Consider the following 17,291-nt stretch of genomic DNA (forward strand, 5'->3'; position numbering starts at 1 on the left):
AATAATTTTAAATAATCGATTGTGCGAAAAATGGAAAAAACTACTGTTTTCGGGGAGTAAATTATGATAATACTGCCTTATATTGTATAAGTTTTAAAAAAATAGGAAGATATATGTTTTTATATTTTTACAGAACTACCTTTTTGATAGTGTTTTACAGTTTGTTTTTTGCAAATTATACAAATGCTCAATATGCATTCGAGGATTATTCTGCTCCGTCCTATAAAACATATAATAAGTGGGAAGAGTATAATAGAATAGACACTAAAGGAACCTATGATTGTACCTTGTCGATAGACCAGTTTTTTGATAATAAAGATAACTTAACTATTCAATTAACTTGGTTTGTTGAACAAATCGATTTTGGTCTGATTCGTATTTTTCGAAATAAGAGAGAGATTCAAAAAATAAAACAACCAGGTTCATTTTCTCCCTTAACCATGAAAGGAGGACTTGTTTTGGTGTCAGATATAAATGGCGATGGATATAAAGATATAAAACTAATACAGCAAGGCACAGGAAATGGAGTGATGGGTATGCTGGTTAAGGTTTTGTATTTATTTCAAAAAAAAGATGTATTATTTCAAAAAATATCTTTTGATGATATGACATTTGAAAAACACAGATCAGAAAGAGATGTTGATGATGATGGTAACTACGAAATCATAACAATGAATCTGGAACAATTCAATGAACATAGTTATTGGGTCTTTAATGTTTTTGAATATGCCGATGGAAATTTAAGAAATGTAAATGATAAAGTAGGGTATCCAATGGTTGTTCAATATACATACAAAAGGAATTATGAAATTACTCAGCATATGAGTACGCTTCAAATGAAAAAGTATAAAAGAGAGTTTCCTTCTGAGTATGATGTAAAATAAAAAGCATGATATTTTTTTTACATAAACATCATGCTTTTTTAGCCCTTAGGATTGATATTTAGTAAATACTAAATAATCCTTTTGGTTTATTTTCAAGTTCGTCAAAACGTTTAATACAGGCCTTGATAATATCTTTAGCCTCATCGATATTACCCCATCCTCCGACATCAACTTTTTTCTCTTCCAAATCTTTGTATACTTGAAAAAAGTGCTCTATCTCTTTTATTAAATGAGGGTTCATTTCTTTTAAATCTGCCAGTCGACTAGCTATAGGGTCAGAAACGGGAACACAGATGATTTTTTCATCAGGACCTTTTTCATCGGTCATATGAAAAACACCAATAGGTTTTACTTCTATTACACAACCAGGAAATGTTGGTTCTGTAACCAATACTAAAACATCCAGAGGGTCTCCGTCTAAGGCTAGAGTTTCGGGGATAAATCCATAATCTGCAGGATACATCATAGAGGAAAAGATCATACGATCGTATCTGATTTTTTTTATATCAAAATCATACTCGTATTTGTTTCTACTTCCTTTTGGTATTTCAATTAGTACGTCAAAGCTTTCTTTAGTAGCTGCGCTCATAATTACATTCTCTTTTTAATGGGCGGCAAATATAGGTATTACAGGGGGTTAGTTAAAATTTATAAAGAAAAATTATTGCTTTTTTAGTTAAATCTTAAAATTGTGATAACCTAAAAGGTTTTTAGATAAAAATACATGGTAACAATACAGAAAAATATAATGATTGTAAGGTGCAAACAATGTTTTGAAAAACCGTGATATAGTAATCTTTTTTAGAAATAAAACCCAAAAGATCCGGTAACTCCAAATTTACGAGCATCAGGATTGTCAAAATAATTTCCTCTAAAATGAAAATCTATTCTGAAAATTTTAAAAATATTCCCTACACCTAAACTATATTCCCAATAAACTTCGTCGTTAGGAGCTCCTACAGATTGTAAAAAGCCTGAAGCATCGAGTGCGATATTTTCATCAGATAATTCTCCCCAAACACCTCTTATACCGACTAACTCTCTAAGGTTAAGTTTTCTTAGTAGCGGAATTCTTGAAAATATTCTACCGTTAAAATTGTGTTCTAAGTGAAGAGAAGTATAAGTGTCTGTAACAAATTCATAATAGTTTAATAATGGAAAAGTATTATATATAGAAAGATAAGTTTGATTTCCTGGGATAACACTTAATAAACCTAGTGGGACTTCGCCAAATGTTTTTCCTATTTCTAATGAGCTGTTTAATACACCAAAACCTCCAATGTTCCATGGTTGTTGATAGAAAAATTGTAGTTTTTGATACTCAAAATCACTTTCGATCAATCCCTTTACACCAACACTATAGTTTAAGAATAAAGTTGAAAAATCACCATCATTTACAACAATTCTATCTACACCATAACCAGTAGTTTTTCTACCAGGTGTATATGTAATTTGCGTTGCTATTTCAGTTTGTTTGATTTGAGTTCGCAATTCATTGGTTTCGGGATCAAGAAAATCTAAGCTGAATAAAGAAGGGTCTGCTGGTTTTAAAGTTCTGTAAGATCCTGTTATTCCTACCGTTAAGTTTTTCTTGGGTTCTATTTGCATAGAAAATGCAGACAGATTGATAGATGTAAGTCTATCATTATCTCCTGTAGCGATAACAGAGGAGGAGGCCAGACTTCTTCCTTCAACATTATTAGTATTGGTTAGACTGGCGCCAAGTTGCTCTACATCTCGTCGGTTTCCGGCAGCTACGATAAGTCTTGATTTTCGATCCACAAGATATTTACCCGAAATTCCATATTTAAACTTATTGTCTTTAAAACCGTAAGCGCCATAACCTTCTATACGCCATCGATCATTAGCAGTAAAATATGTTCTACCACCAGCTCTAAGCCTAAACCCTTCAATATCATTAAATCCAATAGTATTAAAAAGAGGACCAAAATCAAAGCCATTAAACTCTACATATCCCGAAGCTAATATGGTTCCTATATTATAGAGTCGTTTAAAAGCTTTTACCGTCTTAAGAGTATCGAGTAGTTTGTATACTTTTTGTTCATCCTTATTCAGTTTTTCCATTCTGGCATTAGCCCAGAAAGAATCCTCTCTGTTATAGATATCCTGGTCATATGGATCTACCTGACTTTGATAGAATTTTTTATCTTTTTTTATGTCAAATTTATAATTGTCATATAAAGTTGTTCTTTTACCATATACTCCACGTGATTTTTCTTTCTTACTAAAAGCAAAATCAGACTGAAAATAATCTTTGGTAATTAGAAAAATAGAATCATTTAATACATCGAACTCTTGTTCGATATATAAATCTTTTACCCAGTTAATATTGGCACTCTTTGTAACTTCCAGATTTATTTCTTTAATGGCCCAGGTTGTATCATTAACCCAAAAATCTCCTTTAAAAGTCAACTCATTTTTTCTTCTGGGATAATATATAATGTTATAACACCATTTATTATCTATATATGCACTATCTGTTAAGACATAGTTATATACACTAATCCCAGTTCGAGATAATGGACTGGTAAAGCTTTTATCAAAGAATTTTAGATAGTTTTCATAAACGTCATAGTCAGAGTACAGGTCTTTAACAAATGCAATTAAAGTTTGATTATCACTAAATCCAGCATTTTTATTTCCTGCCAGCACTTCTTTCTCTTCATTAATTAGATTATCACCATATACTTTAGAAAGAGCTTCATTAAGAAAGATGGGTAAATAGGTTTTTCCGGTTATTCTTGATGTATCTACATCATCAAAAATAAATTCCATACCGTTAAAAATCCTGCTATTAACCAAAGCACTATCAATAGTATTAAGGTCAAATTCTAATTTTTCATATTTATCATAGGTGTATTGCTTAAACTTTTTAACTCCATTTTCCCGTCGGTTTTTCCAGATTTTTCTTAGAATATCGATCGCGGGATTGTTTTTTTTAGAAGTTTTTCCTTTATAGATAACAACTTCATCCAATGCAGCGGCCTCCTCTTCGAGGGTGATTTCCATCTTATAGGTAACCCGTTTGGTTAGCTTTATAGTTTTGGTTTTAAAACCAATAAATGAAACTTTAACATTAGAATAATTGTTGTCAGATTCCATATAGAACCTACCGTTTTCATCGGTTATAGTTCCTATTGTAGAATTTGCAAATACAATATTAGCAAAAGGAACAGGTTGCTTATTGCTATCATAAACCTGGCCACCAATTTTAGTTTGTGAATAAAGAAATGTACAACTCAATAAAGTAAAAAGTATTCCTAAAATCAAATGTCTCATCTAATACTATATAAGATTAATACTTGCAATAATTAGTGGATCACCTCAATTTTTGGGCCATTTTTATATTTGGTGATGTTCCGAAAATTGATGAAACGCAAAATAAAGGAGTTCATTTTATTTATACATCACTTTTTTAACAGCTTTAACAACATCTTTACTATTAGGTAACCATTCTTCTAATAGTTGTGGAGAATATGGAGTTGGTGTATCTGCGGTGTTGATTTTTATGATAGGTGCATCCAAGTAGTCGAAAATATTGGATTGTACCTGATATGTGATTTCTGAAGAAATATTAGCTAAAGGCCAAGCTTCCTCAAGAATAATTAGTCGATTTGTTTTTTTAACAGAAGTAAATATAGCGTCAAGATCTAAAGGACGAACAGTTCTTAGGTCTATAATCTCACAAGAGATATTTTCTTTAGCGAGTTCATCTGCTGCTTTATACGCTTCTTTAATAATTTTTCCAAATGAAACAATAGTAACATCGTTACCATCTCTCTTTGTTTCTGCTACCCCAAGAGGAATGGTAAACTCACCTTCTGGTACCTCACCTTTATCGCCATACATTTGTTCACTTTCCATAAAGATAACGGGATCGTTATCTCTAATAGCAGATTTTAATAATCCTTTTGCATCTTTTGGATTTGAAGGAACCACTACTTTTAATCCTGGTGTGTTGGCAAACCAATTTTCAAAAGCTTGTGAGTGCGTAGCTCCCAATTGACCTGCAGAAGCAGTAGGGCCTCTAAAAACAATAGGGATATTAAATTGACCACCACTCATTTGGCGCATTTTTGCGGCGTTGTTAATAATTTGATCTATTCCTACCAATGAAAAATTAAACGTCATGAATTCGATAATGGGTCTATTACCATTCATAGCACTACCAACACCGATACCTGAAAAACCTAACTCAGAGATGGGAGTGTCAAGAACCCGATCCGGACCAAACTCGTCCAGCATACCTTTACTTGCTTTATACGCTCCGTTATATTCTGCAACCTCTTCACCCATTAAATATATGGATTCATCTCGTCGCATTTCTTCAGTCATTGCTTCGCAAATCGCTTCTCTGAATTGTATGGTCTTCATGTGCTTGTTTTTATTATTTTTAGTCGACACCGTTTATTTTAATTATTCTGATTTTATTTAAAAAAAATATTTTGTGCCATAACGAAGGCAAAAGTAGCAATTAAAACCCTTTGATAGGGGGAGAATATTGAAAAAATTTATTATGCACGCATAGTAAATTATACTTTTTATTTGTACCTTCGCCTTTATTATTAAATTCTCAAAAAATACATATATAAAATGAAGATATTAGTTTGTATTAGCCATGTGCCAGACACAACTTCCAAAATTAATTTTACGGATGGAGATACTAAGTTTGATACCAATGGAGTGCAATTTGTGATTAATCCTAATGATGAGTTTGGGTTAACTCGTGCAATGTGGTTTAAAGAAAAGCAAGGAGCATCTGTAGATGTTGCAAATGTTGGTGGTCCCGAGACAGAACCTACTTTGCGTAAGGCCTTGGCGATTGGTGCAGATAATGCAATTAGAGTAAATACAGAAGCTACAGATGGTTTTTATGTTGCTCGACAATTAGCAAAAGTTATACAGGATGGTGGTTATGATCTTGTTATTGCCGGTAGAGAGTCTATTGACTATAATGGTGGTATGGTGCCAGGAATGATTTCTGCTCTTACAGGTGCTAATTTTGTAAATACTTGCATCGGTTTAGAAGTCGAAGGAGATACAGCAACAGTGATACGCGAAATTGATGGAGGGAAAGAAACTTCTACCACTAAATTACCTTTAATTGTAGGAGGACAAAAAGGATTGGTAGAAGAAAGTGATTTACGTATTCCGAATATGCGAGGAATTATGATGGCTCGTAAAAAGCCACTTACTGTAGTAGAGCCAATTGAAGCAAATCAAGAAACAAAAGCTGTTCAGTTTCAAAAACCAACTCCAAAAGGAGAAGTAACATTGGTAGATCCGGATAATGTGGATCAATTGGTTGCATTATTGCATAACGAGGCTAAGGTGATTTAATTGAAAACTAAATCATTCTGAACTCTTTTAAAAAATTAACAAAACAATCAAACAATTCCTGAAAACATGCCCAGGAAAAATTAAACAAAATTTTTATGTCAATTTTAGTATATACAGAAAGTGAAGGCCAAAAATTTAAAAAAGCCGCTTTCGAAGTAGCATCTTATGCAAAAGAAGTTGCTGCTATGCTTGGTACAACTGTAACCGCTGTAAGTATTAATGGAGGGGATAGTAGCGAATTAGGAGCGTATGGAGTAGATAAAGTTTTAGAGATAAAAAATGATAAACTATCTACATTTAATGCAAAAGCATATGCAGATGCAATAAAACAAGCAGCAGTACAAGAAGACGCAAAGGTTGTTGTGGTGAGTTCTACAGCAGATAGTAAATTTTTGGCACCTTTACTAGCGGTACACCTTAATGCCGGATATGCATCTAATGTTGTAGGATTGCCAGAGAGCGCTTCTCCTTTTAAAGTGAAACGTACCGCATTTACCAATAAAGCATTTAATGTTACAGAAATACCAACAGATGTTAAAGTAATTGGTTTGTCTAATAATGCTTTTGGTCTTAAAGAAAATGCTGGATCTGCAGCTTCTGAGGCTTTTGAACCATCACTTTCTGATGGTGATTTTGGAGTACAGGTAACCGCTGTAGATAAAGCTACAGATAAAGTTTCTATTGCAGATGCAGAAATTGTAGTATCAGGAGGACGTGGGTTAAAAGGTCCCGAAAATTGGGGAATGATAGAAGAGCTTGCAGATGTGCTTGGCGCAGCTACAGCATGTTCAAAACCAGTAAGTGATATGGGATGGAGACCTCATAGTGAACACGTAGGACAAACCGGAAAACCAGTTGCATCTAACCTATATATTGCTGTTGGAGTTTCTGGAGCTATTCAACACTTGGCAGGAATTAATGCCAGTAAAGTAAAAGTGGTAATTAATAATGATCCTGAGGCCCCTTTCTTTAAAGCAGCAGACTACGGAATAGTAGGAGATGCTTTTGAAGTAGTACCAAAACTTATTGAAAAATTAAAAGAATTTAAGTCGAATAACGCATAATTTTCATAAATTGTGCCCAATTAGGGGTTGTTTGAACCTACGTAGAAGTCCGCATGTTCAAACAACCTTTTTTTATTGAGAGCAATATGAGTTTAGTTCGACTGAACATAAAAGGAATATCATACAGTCAAACCCAAAATGGTGCTTATGCGCTAATTTTAAGTGAGGTGGATGGAGAAAGAAAGTTACCAATTGTTATAGGTGCTTTTGAGGCACAATCTATAGCTATTGCTTTAGAAAAGGAAATCAAACCACCCAGACCACTTACCCATGATCTTTTTAAGAATTTTGCAGATCGGTTTGATATTATAGTAAAGCAAGTAATTATTCATAAACTGGTAGACGGTGTCTTTTATTCCAGTGTTATTTGTGAACGCGATAAAATTGAAGAAATTATAGATGCCAGAACAAGCGATGCAATTGCATTAGCACTACGATTTCAAGCTCCTATATTTACCTATAAAAATATTTTGGATCAGGCTGGTATATATCTTAAAGTAAATCCTAAAAAGGATGATGAGACCGATCCCGAAAATCTCTTAGTAGATGAATTGGTTTCTGATGATGTTGAAATGGTAGGTAAAGAAACAAGTTATAAAGACTTATCTATTGAAGAACTCAATCGAATGCTTGATCAGGCAGTTACTAATGAAGACTATGAATTAGCAGCAAGGATTCGCGATGAAATTTCTAAACGAGGCTAATTTATATGTTAGGGTAAAAGATCTAATCTATTTTAAATGAGTTCAATTTATATGAAGAAAGGAGTACTTACTTTTCTATTATCTCTATTTGTTTTCACTATATTATCAGCACAATCCATAGAGAAAAAATGGACTTTAGAAGAAGTTAATGGAGATACAGAAGAAACTTTTTCCGTTAAAAAAGGAGATTATCTTTCATTAGAACAAGGCCAGTTTTCATATTCTTTTAATGGTGCTTTAGAAACACTACAAGGAGATTATTTACAGCAAAACAGCGTTTTGTTACTTTTCCCCGAGACAGCTCAAGATTCCCTTATACGATATAGAGTTACTACCTTAACTGATTCTACGCTGGTTATTTCAAAAAATAATATTTCATATGCTCTTTCTACCCAGAAAAAAACAGAGCAAGTAGCTCCTGTAGTAGAAGTTAGTCAACTTATACCTAATCAAGGGTTTTCACTTAATAGTTTATCGAGAGGGGTCTTAGGGATGATTGTTCTTCTGATAATTGCATTTTTATTTAGCAGTAACCGAAAAGCTATTAATTGGAAAACAGTTGGATTAGGTGTTGGATTTCAATTACTAATTGCTATTGGAGTTTTAAAAGTACCGTTTGTTCAAACGGTATTTGAATGGGTTGGAAGCCTATTTGTTAGTGTTTTAGACTTTACTAGAGCAGGAAGTAAATTTCTGTTTGAAGGTTTGGTTGTAGATATGGATACCTTTGGTTTTATATTCGCTTTTCAGGTACTACCAACTATTATATTCTTTTCAGCTTTAACTTCCTTATTATTTTATCTAGGTATTATTCAAAAAGTAGTAAAAGGCTTGGCTTGGTTGTTGACCAAAGCACTCAAGATATCTGGAGCAGAAAGTTTAAGTGTTGCTGGTAACATCTTTTTAGGCCAAACAGAAGCACCTCTATTAATTAAAGCGTACTTAGAAAAGATGAATAAGTCTGAAATGCTATTAGTTATGATCGGTGGTATGGCAACTGTTGCTGGAGCTGTATTGGCAGCATATATTGGTTTTTTAGGAGGAGACGATCCGGTTTTACGATTACAATTTGCAAAACACCTATTAGCAGCATCAGTAATGGCAGCTCCTGGAGCCATAGTGATTTCTAAAATACTATTTCCGCAAACGGAAAAAATTAATACAGACGTGCATGTTTCTTCAGAAAAAATAGGATCTAATATTTTAGACGCTATAGCAAACGGAACAACTGAAGGCTTAAGACTAGCTGTAAATGTTGGTGCTATGTTATTAGTGTTTGTAGCCTTTATTGCTATGCTGAATGGTGTATTAAGTTGGATTGGAGACATCACTTCTGTAAACACTTGGATAGCATCAAACACAGCTTACCAAAGCTTATCTCTTGAACTTATTTTAGGTTATCTTTTTGCACCATTAATGTGGATGATTGGAGTCGCCAAAGAAGACATAACTTTAATGGGGCAACTTCTAGGAATTAAATTGGCAGCAAGTGAATTTGTAGGATATATACAATTAGCAGATCTAAAAAACCCAGCCAGTGCACTACATTTTACCTATAATAAATCTGTGATTATGGCTACTTATATGCTATGTGGTTTTGCAAATTTTGCTTCAATCGGAATACAAATAGGAGGTATTGGTTCGTTGGCACCCGGACAACGAAAAACATTGTCTGAATTTGGTATGAAAGCACTGATCGGTGGTACTATAGCATCCCTGTTATCTGCTACAATTGCAGGAATGATAATAGGATAATAGTTTATTCATAATGTATTGTTAAAAACTATTGTACAACAATCCTTAAATCAATAAATTAAAGAGTATCTGGTATGCTATTTTTTGTATATTTGGAAAGCACTTTTAACTTTAAAGATTAACATAAACTGTAAGAGAGAATATGAGGCAATATCTTGATCTTGTGAATCATGTAATTGAAAATGGAAATGCAAAAGAAGATCGAACTGGCACAGGTACAAAAAGCGTTTTTGGTTACCAAATGCGTTTTGATCTTAGTGAAGGATTCCCTATGGTCACTACCAAAAAACTACATCTAAAATCTATAGTCCACGAATTATTATGGTTTTTGAAAGGAGATACCAATATAGGTTATCTTCAGGAGAATGGCGTTCGTATCTGGAACGAATGGGCTGATGATAATGGAGATTTAGGCCCTGTATATGGTCATCAATGGCGTAATTGGGATAATAATGAGATTGACCAGATCAAAGAAATAGTAGAGACGCTTAAAAGCAATCCCGATAGTAGACGTATGTTGGTATCTGCCTGGAACCCAAGTGTTCTGCCAGATACATCAAAATCTTTTTCAGAAAATGTGGCTAACGGTAAGGCGGCATTACCTCCCTGTCATGCTTTTTTTCAATTTTATGTTGCTAATGGCAAGCTGTCGTGTCAACTGTATCAACGTAGCGCAGATATTTTTTTAGGAGTACCATTTAATATAGCTTCTTATGCCTTGTTTACCATGATGATGGCACAGGTCTGTGGCTATGAAGCAGGTGAGTTTATACATACTTTTGGAGATGCTCATATCTATAACAATCATAAAGAACAACTAGAGCTTCAGCTATCTAGAACACCTCGAAAATTACCCAAAATGATACTTAATCCAGAGGTGAAAGATATTTTTGGCTTCGTTTTTGATGATTTCAAGTTAGTAGACTATGATCCGCACTCTCATATAAAGGGAAGGGTTGCAGTTTAAGCCCAAATTTTAAATGAACTACGATGAAAAGAACATTACTTATTTTAACACTTTTGCTTTCGGGAATTTCTTTTTCCCAGGATGCAATAATTTTATCGCAGGAAAATGCGAATGAAAAAGGAATCACACCAATGTGGCCCAAATGTGATCGGTCAAGACAAACCCCTGCACAATGTTTTGATCAAAAATTGAGAAATCATATTATTCAAAATTTTGAGTACCCAGAGATTGCTATGAACGAAGGATTAAGTGGTACAGTAACAGTAGAGTTTATTATAAATAAAAAAGGAAAAGTAGAAGTACTTGAAGTTACAGGAGCACATAGATACTTACAAAGAGAAGCTATTAGAATTATTAGAGCTATTCCTAAGATGAAACCAGGTAAATGGGGAGAGAAACCAATAGCTGTAGCTTATACTGTTCCAATTACGTTTAGAAAACCACAGTAATATAGAGGTTGACATTCTAATTTTAACATTGGATTAACCTTGTTATAGGATAAAAAATAATAAAAATCAGTAAATTTGAGTGTATACGTAAGTCGTATACACTCTTTTTTATGATCATTATAGATAATTTAATAACTTCCTTTTTAAGAACCCGATCAGATACCGAAGAAATTTGTGCACCTCTCCAGATAGAAGATTATGTGATCCAACCTATTGTAGATGTTTCCCCTCCAAAATGGCACTTAGGGCATACTACCTGGTTTTTTGAAGAATTCATTCTGTCAAAATATGTATCAGGTTTTAAACGATTTCACCCAGAGTATGCCTATGTTTTTAATAGTTATTATGAAAGCGTAGGAAAACGAGTAATCCGTACCGATAGAGGAAATCTTTCTAGACCAACCGTAAGTGAGGTATACGAATATAGAGATTATATTACCTCGCACTTACAGACTTTTTTAGAAGAAAATGATGACCCAAAAATCAGAGAGTTGGTAGAGATTGGTATTCATCATGAAAAACAACATCAGGAATTATTGATTACAGACATAAAATTTATATTAGGAAATAACCCGTTGTTTCCTAAGTACAATGATACGTTTTCTGAAAACCCCAGTTTTGATGATGATCAAACTTCTGGATATAGTACTGTAGAAGAAGGTGTGTATGATATTGGTTATGAGGGAAATAAGTTTTGTTATGACAATGAACTTGGCAGACATAAGGTATTTCTAAGAGAATACACCATTGCAAATACACTAGTAACCAATAAAGAATATCTTGAATTTATAGAAGATAAAGGATATAAAAACAGTCTGTTATGGCATGCAGAAGCTTGGGATTGGATACATAAAGATAATATCAAAGCTCCATTATATTGGCATAAAATAGATGGACAATACCATCAGTATACCTTACAAGGATTAAAAACAGTGGATTACACAGCTCCGGTCACTCATATTTCATTCTATGAGGCATTTGCTTTTGCTCAATGGAAAGGAGAGCGGTTACCAACCGAGTTTGAATGGGAAACTGCTCAGTCTCTTTTCAAATGGGGAATACGATGGGAATGGACAGAAAGTGCATACTCACCTTATCCAAACTACAAAAAAGCTCCCGGGGCATTAGGGGAGTACAACGGAAAATTTATGGTAAATCAAAAAGTGCTACGAGGAGGATCTGTAGCTACACCACGAAACCATACAAGACCAACATATCGTAATTTTTTTCACCCAAACCTTAGATGGCAATTTACAGGATTGCGATTAGTGAAGGATAAATAACTCTATTTTTTTTACATGAATTCTAAAGATCAAAAAGTACTGGTTTCTACTTTCGAGAAAGAAGTATGCGAAGGTTTAACTGCGTTTCCCAAATACCTGTCATCTAAATTTTTTTATGACGAAATAGGAGATGAACTCTTTCAGCAGATAATGGCATTGCCAGAATATTATCTTACACGAGCAGAGTATGAAATTTTTGTAACTCACAAATCCGATATTATTCAAAAATTCGATACCGATAAAGAAGGTTTTGACTTAATCGAATTGGGAGCAGGAGATGGAAAAAAAACAAAAGTGTTATTGCAAGAATTACTAAATCAAAACTACGATTTTACGTATAGCCCGATTGATATTAGTGAAAATGCTATTGATGGATTGGTGAAAAACTTAAACCAGGAAATGCCAGAAGTTACTGTGCAAGGACAAATAGGCGAGTATTTTGAAGTCTTAGATCGATTAAAACATATAAGCGATCGTAAAAAAGTAATCATGGTTCTAGGATCTAATATTGGTAATCTATTGCATGCAAGGGCTATTCAGTTTTTGAAAAAATTATACAATGCAATGCATACTGGTGATTTGCTTTTTATAGGATTTGACCAAAAAAAACATCCTCAGAAAGTTTTAGATGCATATAACGACAAATCTGGAGTAACAGCAGCTTTTAATAAGAATGTTTTGGCAAGAATTAATAAAGAACTTAATGGAAATTTTGATCTGGATAAGTTCTTGCATTGGGAGACATATGATCCCGAAAATGGAACTGCTAAAAGTTATTTGGTGAGCAAAGAAAAACAAACTGTCGATATTGATAATTTGTCGTTGCAAGTTCACTTCGAAGCCTGGGAGAGTATTCATACCGAAATTTCTCAGAAATATGATGATGATATTGTAAAGTGGCTGGCAAAAGAATCTGGTTTGAAAATTGTGAAATCTTTTTCAGATCAGAATAACGATTACAAAGATTATCTTATTACAAAAGAAGAATAAAAAACAAAAAAACACCCAGAATATGAAAGCAATTTGGAACGGACAGGTATTAGCAGAAAGTAAGGATACTAAAGTGATAGAGAATAATCACTATTTTCCTCCCGAAGCAATAAAAAAAGAATTTTTTAAATCCAGTGATACACATACCAATTGCCCTTGGAAAGGAGTAGCATCGTATTATACAATCGAGGTAGACGGAAAAGAAAATAAAGATGCGGCATGGTATTACCCAAATACTAGTGATCTGGCAAAGCAAATCAAAGGATATGTTGCTTTTTGGAAAGGTGTTGAAGTTGTGGATTAACACTTTTCAACACCTTGTATAAATTTATAGAGTTATAAATCAATTATACGACAAGTAAACTATTGTCTGCAGCTGCAAAATCGTTCCACTGATATCCGTCAGCTTCGATCTCGTTTGTCCATTCACCATCTACAACATATTTAAATTCAAATTTGTTGTCTTTAGGAAGATCAATGGTTCCTTTAAAGTTTCCGTTTTTCAACTTTTTCAAAATGGTAGCTTCTGTATTCCATTCATTAAATTCTCCGGCTACGCTTACATTATTTGCTTCTTTCGCAGGAACGATAAAAGTAACTTTACAAATAGGTTTAGATTTTAAGTATTGCTTAGTAATCGCCATAATTTATATACTATTAAATATTGGTTAATAAATTTATAACTAAGTTACTATAAAACAATAAAAACGAAAAGAGGGAAACATCAGATTATCAGTAATTTAATCAACACTTAACAATAAGATATTAACGATAACGATATAGTACATCAATTAATTTTTTTACGTCCTCTTTGGTATTATAAAAATGAAGACTAATTCGAATCCCTGGTCCTCGAAGAGAAGTAATTATATGGTGCTTTTTTAAATGCAAATGTAATTTCTGATCACCTTTTATATTAAAAATTGTACTATGCCTTTGGCGTTTTACCACATTTTCTTCTAATACATTTAGTTTGGCAAATTCTGATTTTGCATAATTACCTAATGTGTTCATATGTTCTTCAATAGTCGCAATGCCTATTTTGTTTAGAAAATTCAGAGAATATTGTAGGCTTCCAAAATTGAAGGTGTCCAGATGACCACATTCAAATCTTGCTTGCAAACTTGTGTATGATGGATCATAATTGGTATTAGCAGCAGCATCGATATATGAAGAAGGTGTAATCTGATCTAATACTTTATGGTTAAACAGCATAAATCCATTACCATACCCGCCCAGTAACCATTTATAACCACTACATCCTAAAACATCAATTCCCGAAGCATTAAAATCGAAAGCCCTGGTACCGCAAAACTGTGTAGCATCAGCAATAAAAAGTATATCAGGATGTTTGGCTTTTAATTGGGTAAGGAAATCAAGATCTATTGCAATACCATTAATGTATTGTACCAGGCTAAATGCAAAAATATCAGGCTTATGTTTTTGTATGGCATTTTCAATATTTTGTTCTACTGTAGCATCTATTGTTGCGTAACAAACATTAAATCCTTTACTGGTGACAGCAAAGTTAATAGAAGGATAGTCTTCATCCAGCAATAAGACCTTTTTATTTTTATCTAACCCGCTCAATATTGTATTGAAGCCTAGAGAAAAATTAGGAGTTAATACTACATTGTCATCAGAGCTTCCAAAAAATGTTGCAATAGTTTTGCGCACACTATTTAAAAAATCTCGTTGATGATCTCTAAACAGACTTCCGCCAATAAGAAAATCTAAATCATGTTCCTGTCTAAAATCTAAAAGCGAATCATAAAGTAATCCAGAAGATGCTGTGTTGAGATAGGTATTGTTAGATAAAACAGGAAATTCTTTTCTTAAATTCTTCATAAGTAATTTTAGTGCTTTTTGGTAAAAACTATATCTTTACTTGCCGGTACTAAGTTAGCATTAATATGTTTTCAAAAAAGAAAGAAACAATACAAATTGACCCACAGCAGCGTGAGTTATATGAGCATGCACGTAAGCGCGTTATTCAGAAAAAAAGATTATTTCAACATTTCATCATTTTTTTAGTTGGTTCTGTGTTTTTTGCAATTCTTAACCTGGCATTTGGTTACGGAAAAGAGGTTACATTATTTGGGATAGACTGGTATATTATAGCAATACTATGCTGGGCATTCCTTTTGGTAGTACATTTTTGTAATGTATGGTTGTTTAGTACATTTATGGGGCAAGAGTGGGCAGATCGCCAGATGGAGCGTTTAATTACCAAACAAAAAGAAGAAATTGCTTTACTTCAGAAAGATGTAGATTTAATGTACCCCAAAGAAGAATTGGTTAAAAAGAAAGAAGGATTTATAAAAGGAAAAACATCAGAGATTGTGGGAGAGTTAAAAGAAACAAAGAGTGTGATTACAATGATTGCTGCGGCTGGAGAAAATAACGCCTTAGGTAAAGATAATGACCTGGTTTGGCATTTACCAGATGATTTTAAGCGGTTTAAAAAACTAACGACTGGTCATCATATTATCATGGGGCGTAAAACTTTTGAAACTTTTCCTAAATTACTCCCTAATCGTGTGCATATTGTAATCACCAGAAATACAAACTATCAGGCAGAAGGTGTAATAGTAGTACATAATATACAAGATGCTTTAGAGATAGCCAAAGGAGATACACAACCTTTTATTATAGGAGGTGGTGAGATTTATACTATGGGGATGGGTCATGCAGATTGTATTGAATTAACCAGAGTACATGAATCTTTTGAAGCAGATGCTTTTTTTCCTGAAATTGATACCAAAATCTGGAAATTAGAGAAAGAAGAATTTCATGATATAGACGAAAAGCATAAGTATCCATTTACGTATTTGACGTATATCAAAAAATAATGCGCTCTTTAAAGCTTACATCTCATTTTGAAGAATTACTTTCAGAAAATATAATAGCGATACAGCCATTATCAGGAGGAGATATTAATGAAGTCTGTCTTATACACACAAATCAACAAAAATTTGTTGCCAAAGTTAATAGTGCTTCAGAATTTCCTGGGATGTTTGAGGCAGAAGTCAAAGGTCTTGAAAAACTTAAAGATTCAAACACATTTACCATACCAGATATTATTCATTTTGGTGAATCTGATGATGTTGCTTTTTTGATATTAGAATATATTGATTCTGGAAAACAAGCAGATACTTTTTGGGAAATATTTGGAGAACAACTAGCGGGCCTACACCAACAAAATGATTCTTATTTTGGTTTCGAAAATGACAATTATATCGGGAGTTTACCACAGTATAATACTATATGTGATTCTACATACCAATTCTATGTGACCCAGCGACTACAACCACAATTTGAATTGGCGCGACAAAATGGTTTCTTATTCTCAGATGTAGATACATTTTATAATATGCTTAAAGATGAAATACCAGACGAAAAACCAAGCCTGATTCATGGTGATTTATGGAGTGGTAATTTTATGATTGACATGCAAGGATATCCTTGTCTTATCGATCCGGCGGTTGCATACGCACCCAGAGAAATGGATATAGGTATGATGCATCTTTTTGGAGGTTTTAATTCTAGCGTATTTGATATCTACAATGAAGTTTTTCCGCTTGTAGAGAATTGGAAAGATCGATTATCGATTTGGCAATTATATTACCTTTTGGTTCACCTTAATCTATTTGGGAGTTCATATTACAATAAGGTAAAAAGTATTGTAAAGCGGTATTCATAATAAACTCACCTTACTTTTTTTTAGACGGTTATATAAATTAGGTATAAACAATTTGAATTAATTTTTTTCAGTTCCGAAAAATGAAACTGAGATGTTCTATTATTGCATAGAATATTACATTTTGATCTATA

General features: G+C 33.3%; 17 protein-coding genes. 12 read left to right on the forward strand and 5 right to left on the reverse strand.

All coding sequences use genetic code 11. From position 1 onward, the window contains the following. Nucleotides 1-113 precede the first annotated feature (113 nt). Nucleotides 114-884, forward strand: a complete 771-nt coding sequence (locus DK441_RS15600) for a hypothetical protein (protein WP_109851531.1) — start codon at nucleotides 114-116, stop codon at nucleotides 882-884. A 58-nt stretch (nucleotides 885-942) separates the two neighbouring features. Here DK441_RS15600 and DK441_RS15605 read toward each other — a convergent pair whose 3' ends face one another. From DK441_RS15605 to DK441_RS15615, 3 genes are all read right to left on the reverse strand, one after another. Then, nucleotides 943-1,473: an inorganic diphosphatase gene (locus DK441_RS15605; RefSeq protein WP_109851532.1), complete on the reverse strand. Its 531-nt coding sequence runs from the start codon at nucleotides 1,471-1,473 to the stop codon at nucleotides 943-945. 212 nt (nucleotides 1,474-1,685) lie between these two features. Further along, a complete protein-coding gene (locus DK441_RS15610; RefSeq protein ID WP_109851533.1) occupies nucleotides 1,686-4,184 on the reverse strand; it encodes a DUF5686 and carboxypeptidase-like regulatory domain-containing protein in 2,499 nt (832 codons plus the stop codon). A 117-nt stretch (nucleotides 4,185-4,301) separates the two neighbouring features. After that, on the reverse strand, nucleotides 4,302-5,309 hold the full coding sequence (locus DK441_RS15615; protein WP_255412316.1) for a pyruvate dehydrogenase complex E1 component subunit beta: 1,008 nt from the start codon (nucleotides 5,307-5,309) through the stop codon (nucleotides 4,302-4,304). Between the two features lie 189 nt (nucleotides 5,310-5,498). On the opposite strand from DK441_RS15615, the gene DK441_RS15620 reads away from it, so the two are divergent. The 9 genes from DK441_RS15620 to DK441_RS15660 all read left to right on the forward strand — a co-directional run bounded on the left by DK441_RS15620 (nucleotide 5,499) and on the right by DK441_RS15660 (nucleotide 13,761). Then, complete coding sequence (locus DK441_RS15620; protein ID WP_074409598.1) at nucleotides 5,499-6,245, forward strand: electron transfer flavoprotein subunit beta/FixA family protein; 747 nt, start codon at nucleotides 5,499-5,501, stop codon at nucleotides 6,243-6,245. Between the two features lie 95 nt (nucleotides 6,246-6,340). Continuing rightward, nucleotides 6,341-7,309 carry an electron transfer flavoprotein subunit alpha/FixB family protein gene (locus DK441_RS15625; protein ID WP_109851534.1) on the forward strand — a complete coding sequence of 323 codons (969 nt, stop codon included), beginning with the start codon at nucleotides 6,341-6,343 and terminating at the stop codon, nucleotides 7,307-7,309. A gap of 86 nt (nucleotides 7,310-7,395) precedes the next feature. Further along, nucleotides 7,396-8,013 carry a bifunctional nuclease family protein gene (locus DK441_RS15630; RefSeq protein WP_074409596.1) on the forward strand — a complete coding sequence of 206 codons (618 nt, stop codon included), beginning with the start codon at nucleotides 7,396-7,398 and terminating at the stop codon, nucleotides 8,011-8,013. 51 nt (nucleotides 8,014-8,064) lie between these two features. Beyond that, the gene (locus DK441_RS15635) at nucleotides 8,065-9,768 is read left to right on the forward strand and encodes a NupC/NupG family nucleoside CNT transporter (protein ID WP_109851535.1); all 1,704 of its coding nucleotides are present in this window, start codon (nucleotides 8,065-8,067) and stop codon (nucleotides 9,766-9,768) included. Nucleotides 9,769-9,910: 142 nt separating this feature from the next. After that, the gene (locus DK441_RS15640) at nucleotides 9,911-10,735 is read left to right on the forward strand and encodes a thymidylate synthase (RefSeq protein ID WP_109851536.1); all 825 of its coding nucleotides are present in this window, start codon (nucleotides 9,911-9,913) and stop codon (nucleotides 10,733-10,735) included. Nucleotides 10,736-10,758: 23 nt separating this feature from the next. Beyond that, entirely contained in the window at nucleotides 10,759-11,184 is a 426-nt protein-coding gene (locus DK441_RS15645; RefSeq protein WP_109851537.1) for an energy transducer TonB, read from the forward strand. A gap of 110 nt (nucleotides 11,185-11,294) precedes the next feature. After that, nucleotides 11,295-12,467, forward strand: a complete 1,173-nt coding sequence (gene egtB / locus DK441_RS15650; protein ID WP_109851538.1) for an ergothioneine biosynthesis protein EgtB — start codon at nucleotides 11,295-11,297, stop codon at nucleotides 12,465-12,467. Nucleotides 12,468-12,482: 15 nt separating this feature from the next. Further along, nucleotides 12,483-13,457, forward strand: a complete 975-nt coding sequence (egtD, locus tag DK441_RS15655) for an L-histidine N(alpha)-methyltransferase (RefSeq protein ID WP_109851539.1) — start codon at nucleotides 12,483-12,485, stop codon at nucleotides 13,455-13,457. 22 nt (nucleotides 13,458-13,479) lie between these two features. Beyond that, nucleotides 13,480-13,761 (forward strand): DUF427 domain-containing protein, encoded by a 282-nt coding sequence (locus tag DK441_RS15660; protein WP_109851540.1) that lies wholly within the window; start codon nucleotides 13,480-13,482, stop codon nucleotides 13,759-13,761. A gap of 43 nt (nucleotides 13,762-13,804) precedes the next feature. On the opposite strand, the gene DK441_RS15665 is transcribed toward DK441_RS15660, so the two are convergent. Next, entirely contained in the window at nucleotides 13,805-14,101 is a 297-nt protein-coding gene (locus tag DK441_RS15665; protein WP_074409589.1) for an isoamylase early set domain-containing protein, read from the reverse strand. A 121-nt stretch (nucleotides 14,102-14,222) separates the two neighbouring features. After that, nucleotides 14,223-15,305 (reverse strand): aminotransferase class V-fold PLP-dependent enzyme, encoded by a 1,083-nt coding sequence (locus tag DK441_RS15670; RefSeq protein ID WP_109851541.1) that lies wholly within the window; start codon nucleotides 15,303-15,305, stop codon nucleotides 14,223-14,225. 65 nt (nucleotides 15,306-15,370) lie between these two features. Between DK441_RS15670 and DK441_RS15675 the strand changes: the two genes are divergently transcribed. Together DK441_RS15675 and DK441_RS15680 are read left to right on the forward strand one after the other, a co-directional pair. Beyond that, a complete protein-coding gene (locus DK441_RS15675; RefSeq protein WP_109851542.1) occupies nucleotides 15,371-16,309 on the forward strand; it encodes a dihydrofolate reductase in 939 nt (312 codons plus the stop codon). Next, nucleotides 16,309-17,160, forward strand: coding sequence for a fructosamine kinase family protein (locus tag DK441_RS15680; RefSeq protein WP_109851543.1), 852 nt, complete (start codon nucleotides 16,309-16,311; stop codon nucleotides 17,158-17,160). The genes DK441_RS15675 and DK441_RS15680 overlap by 1 nt, the downstream gene beginning before the upstream one ends. Nucleotides 17,161-17,291: the final 131 nt, after the last annotated feature.

It is taken from the genome of Aquimarina sp. AU58, assembly GCF_900312745.1.
GTDB classification, from domain to species: Bacteria; Bacteroidota; Bacteroidia; order Flavobacteriales; family Flavobacteriaceae; genus Aquimarina; species Aquimarina spinulae.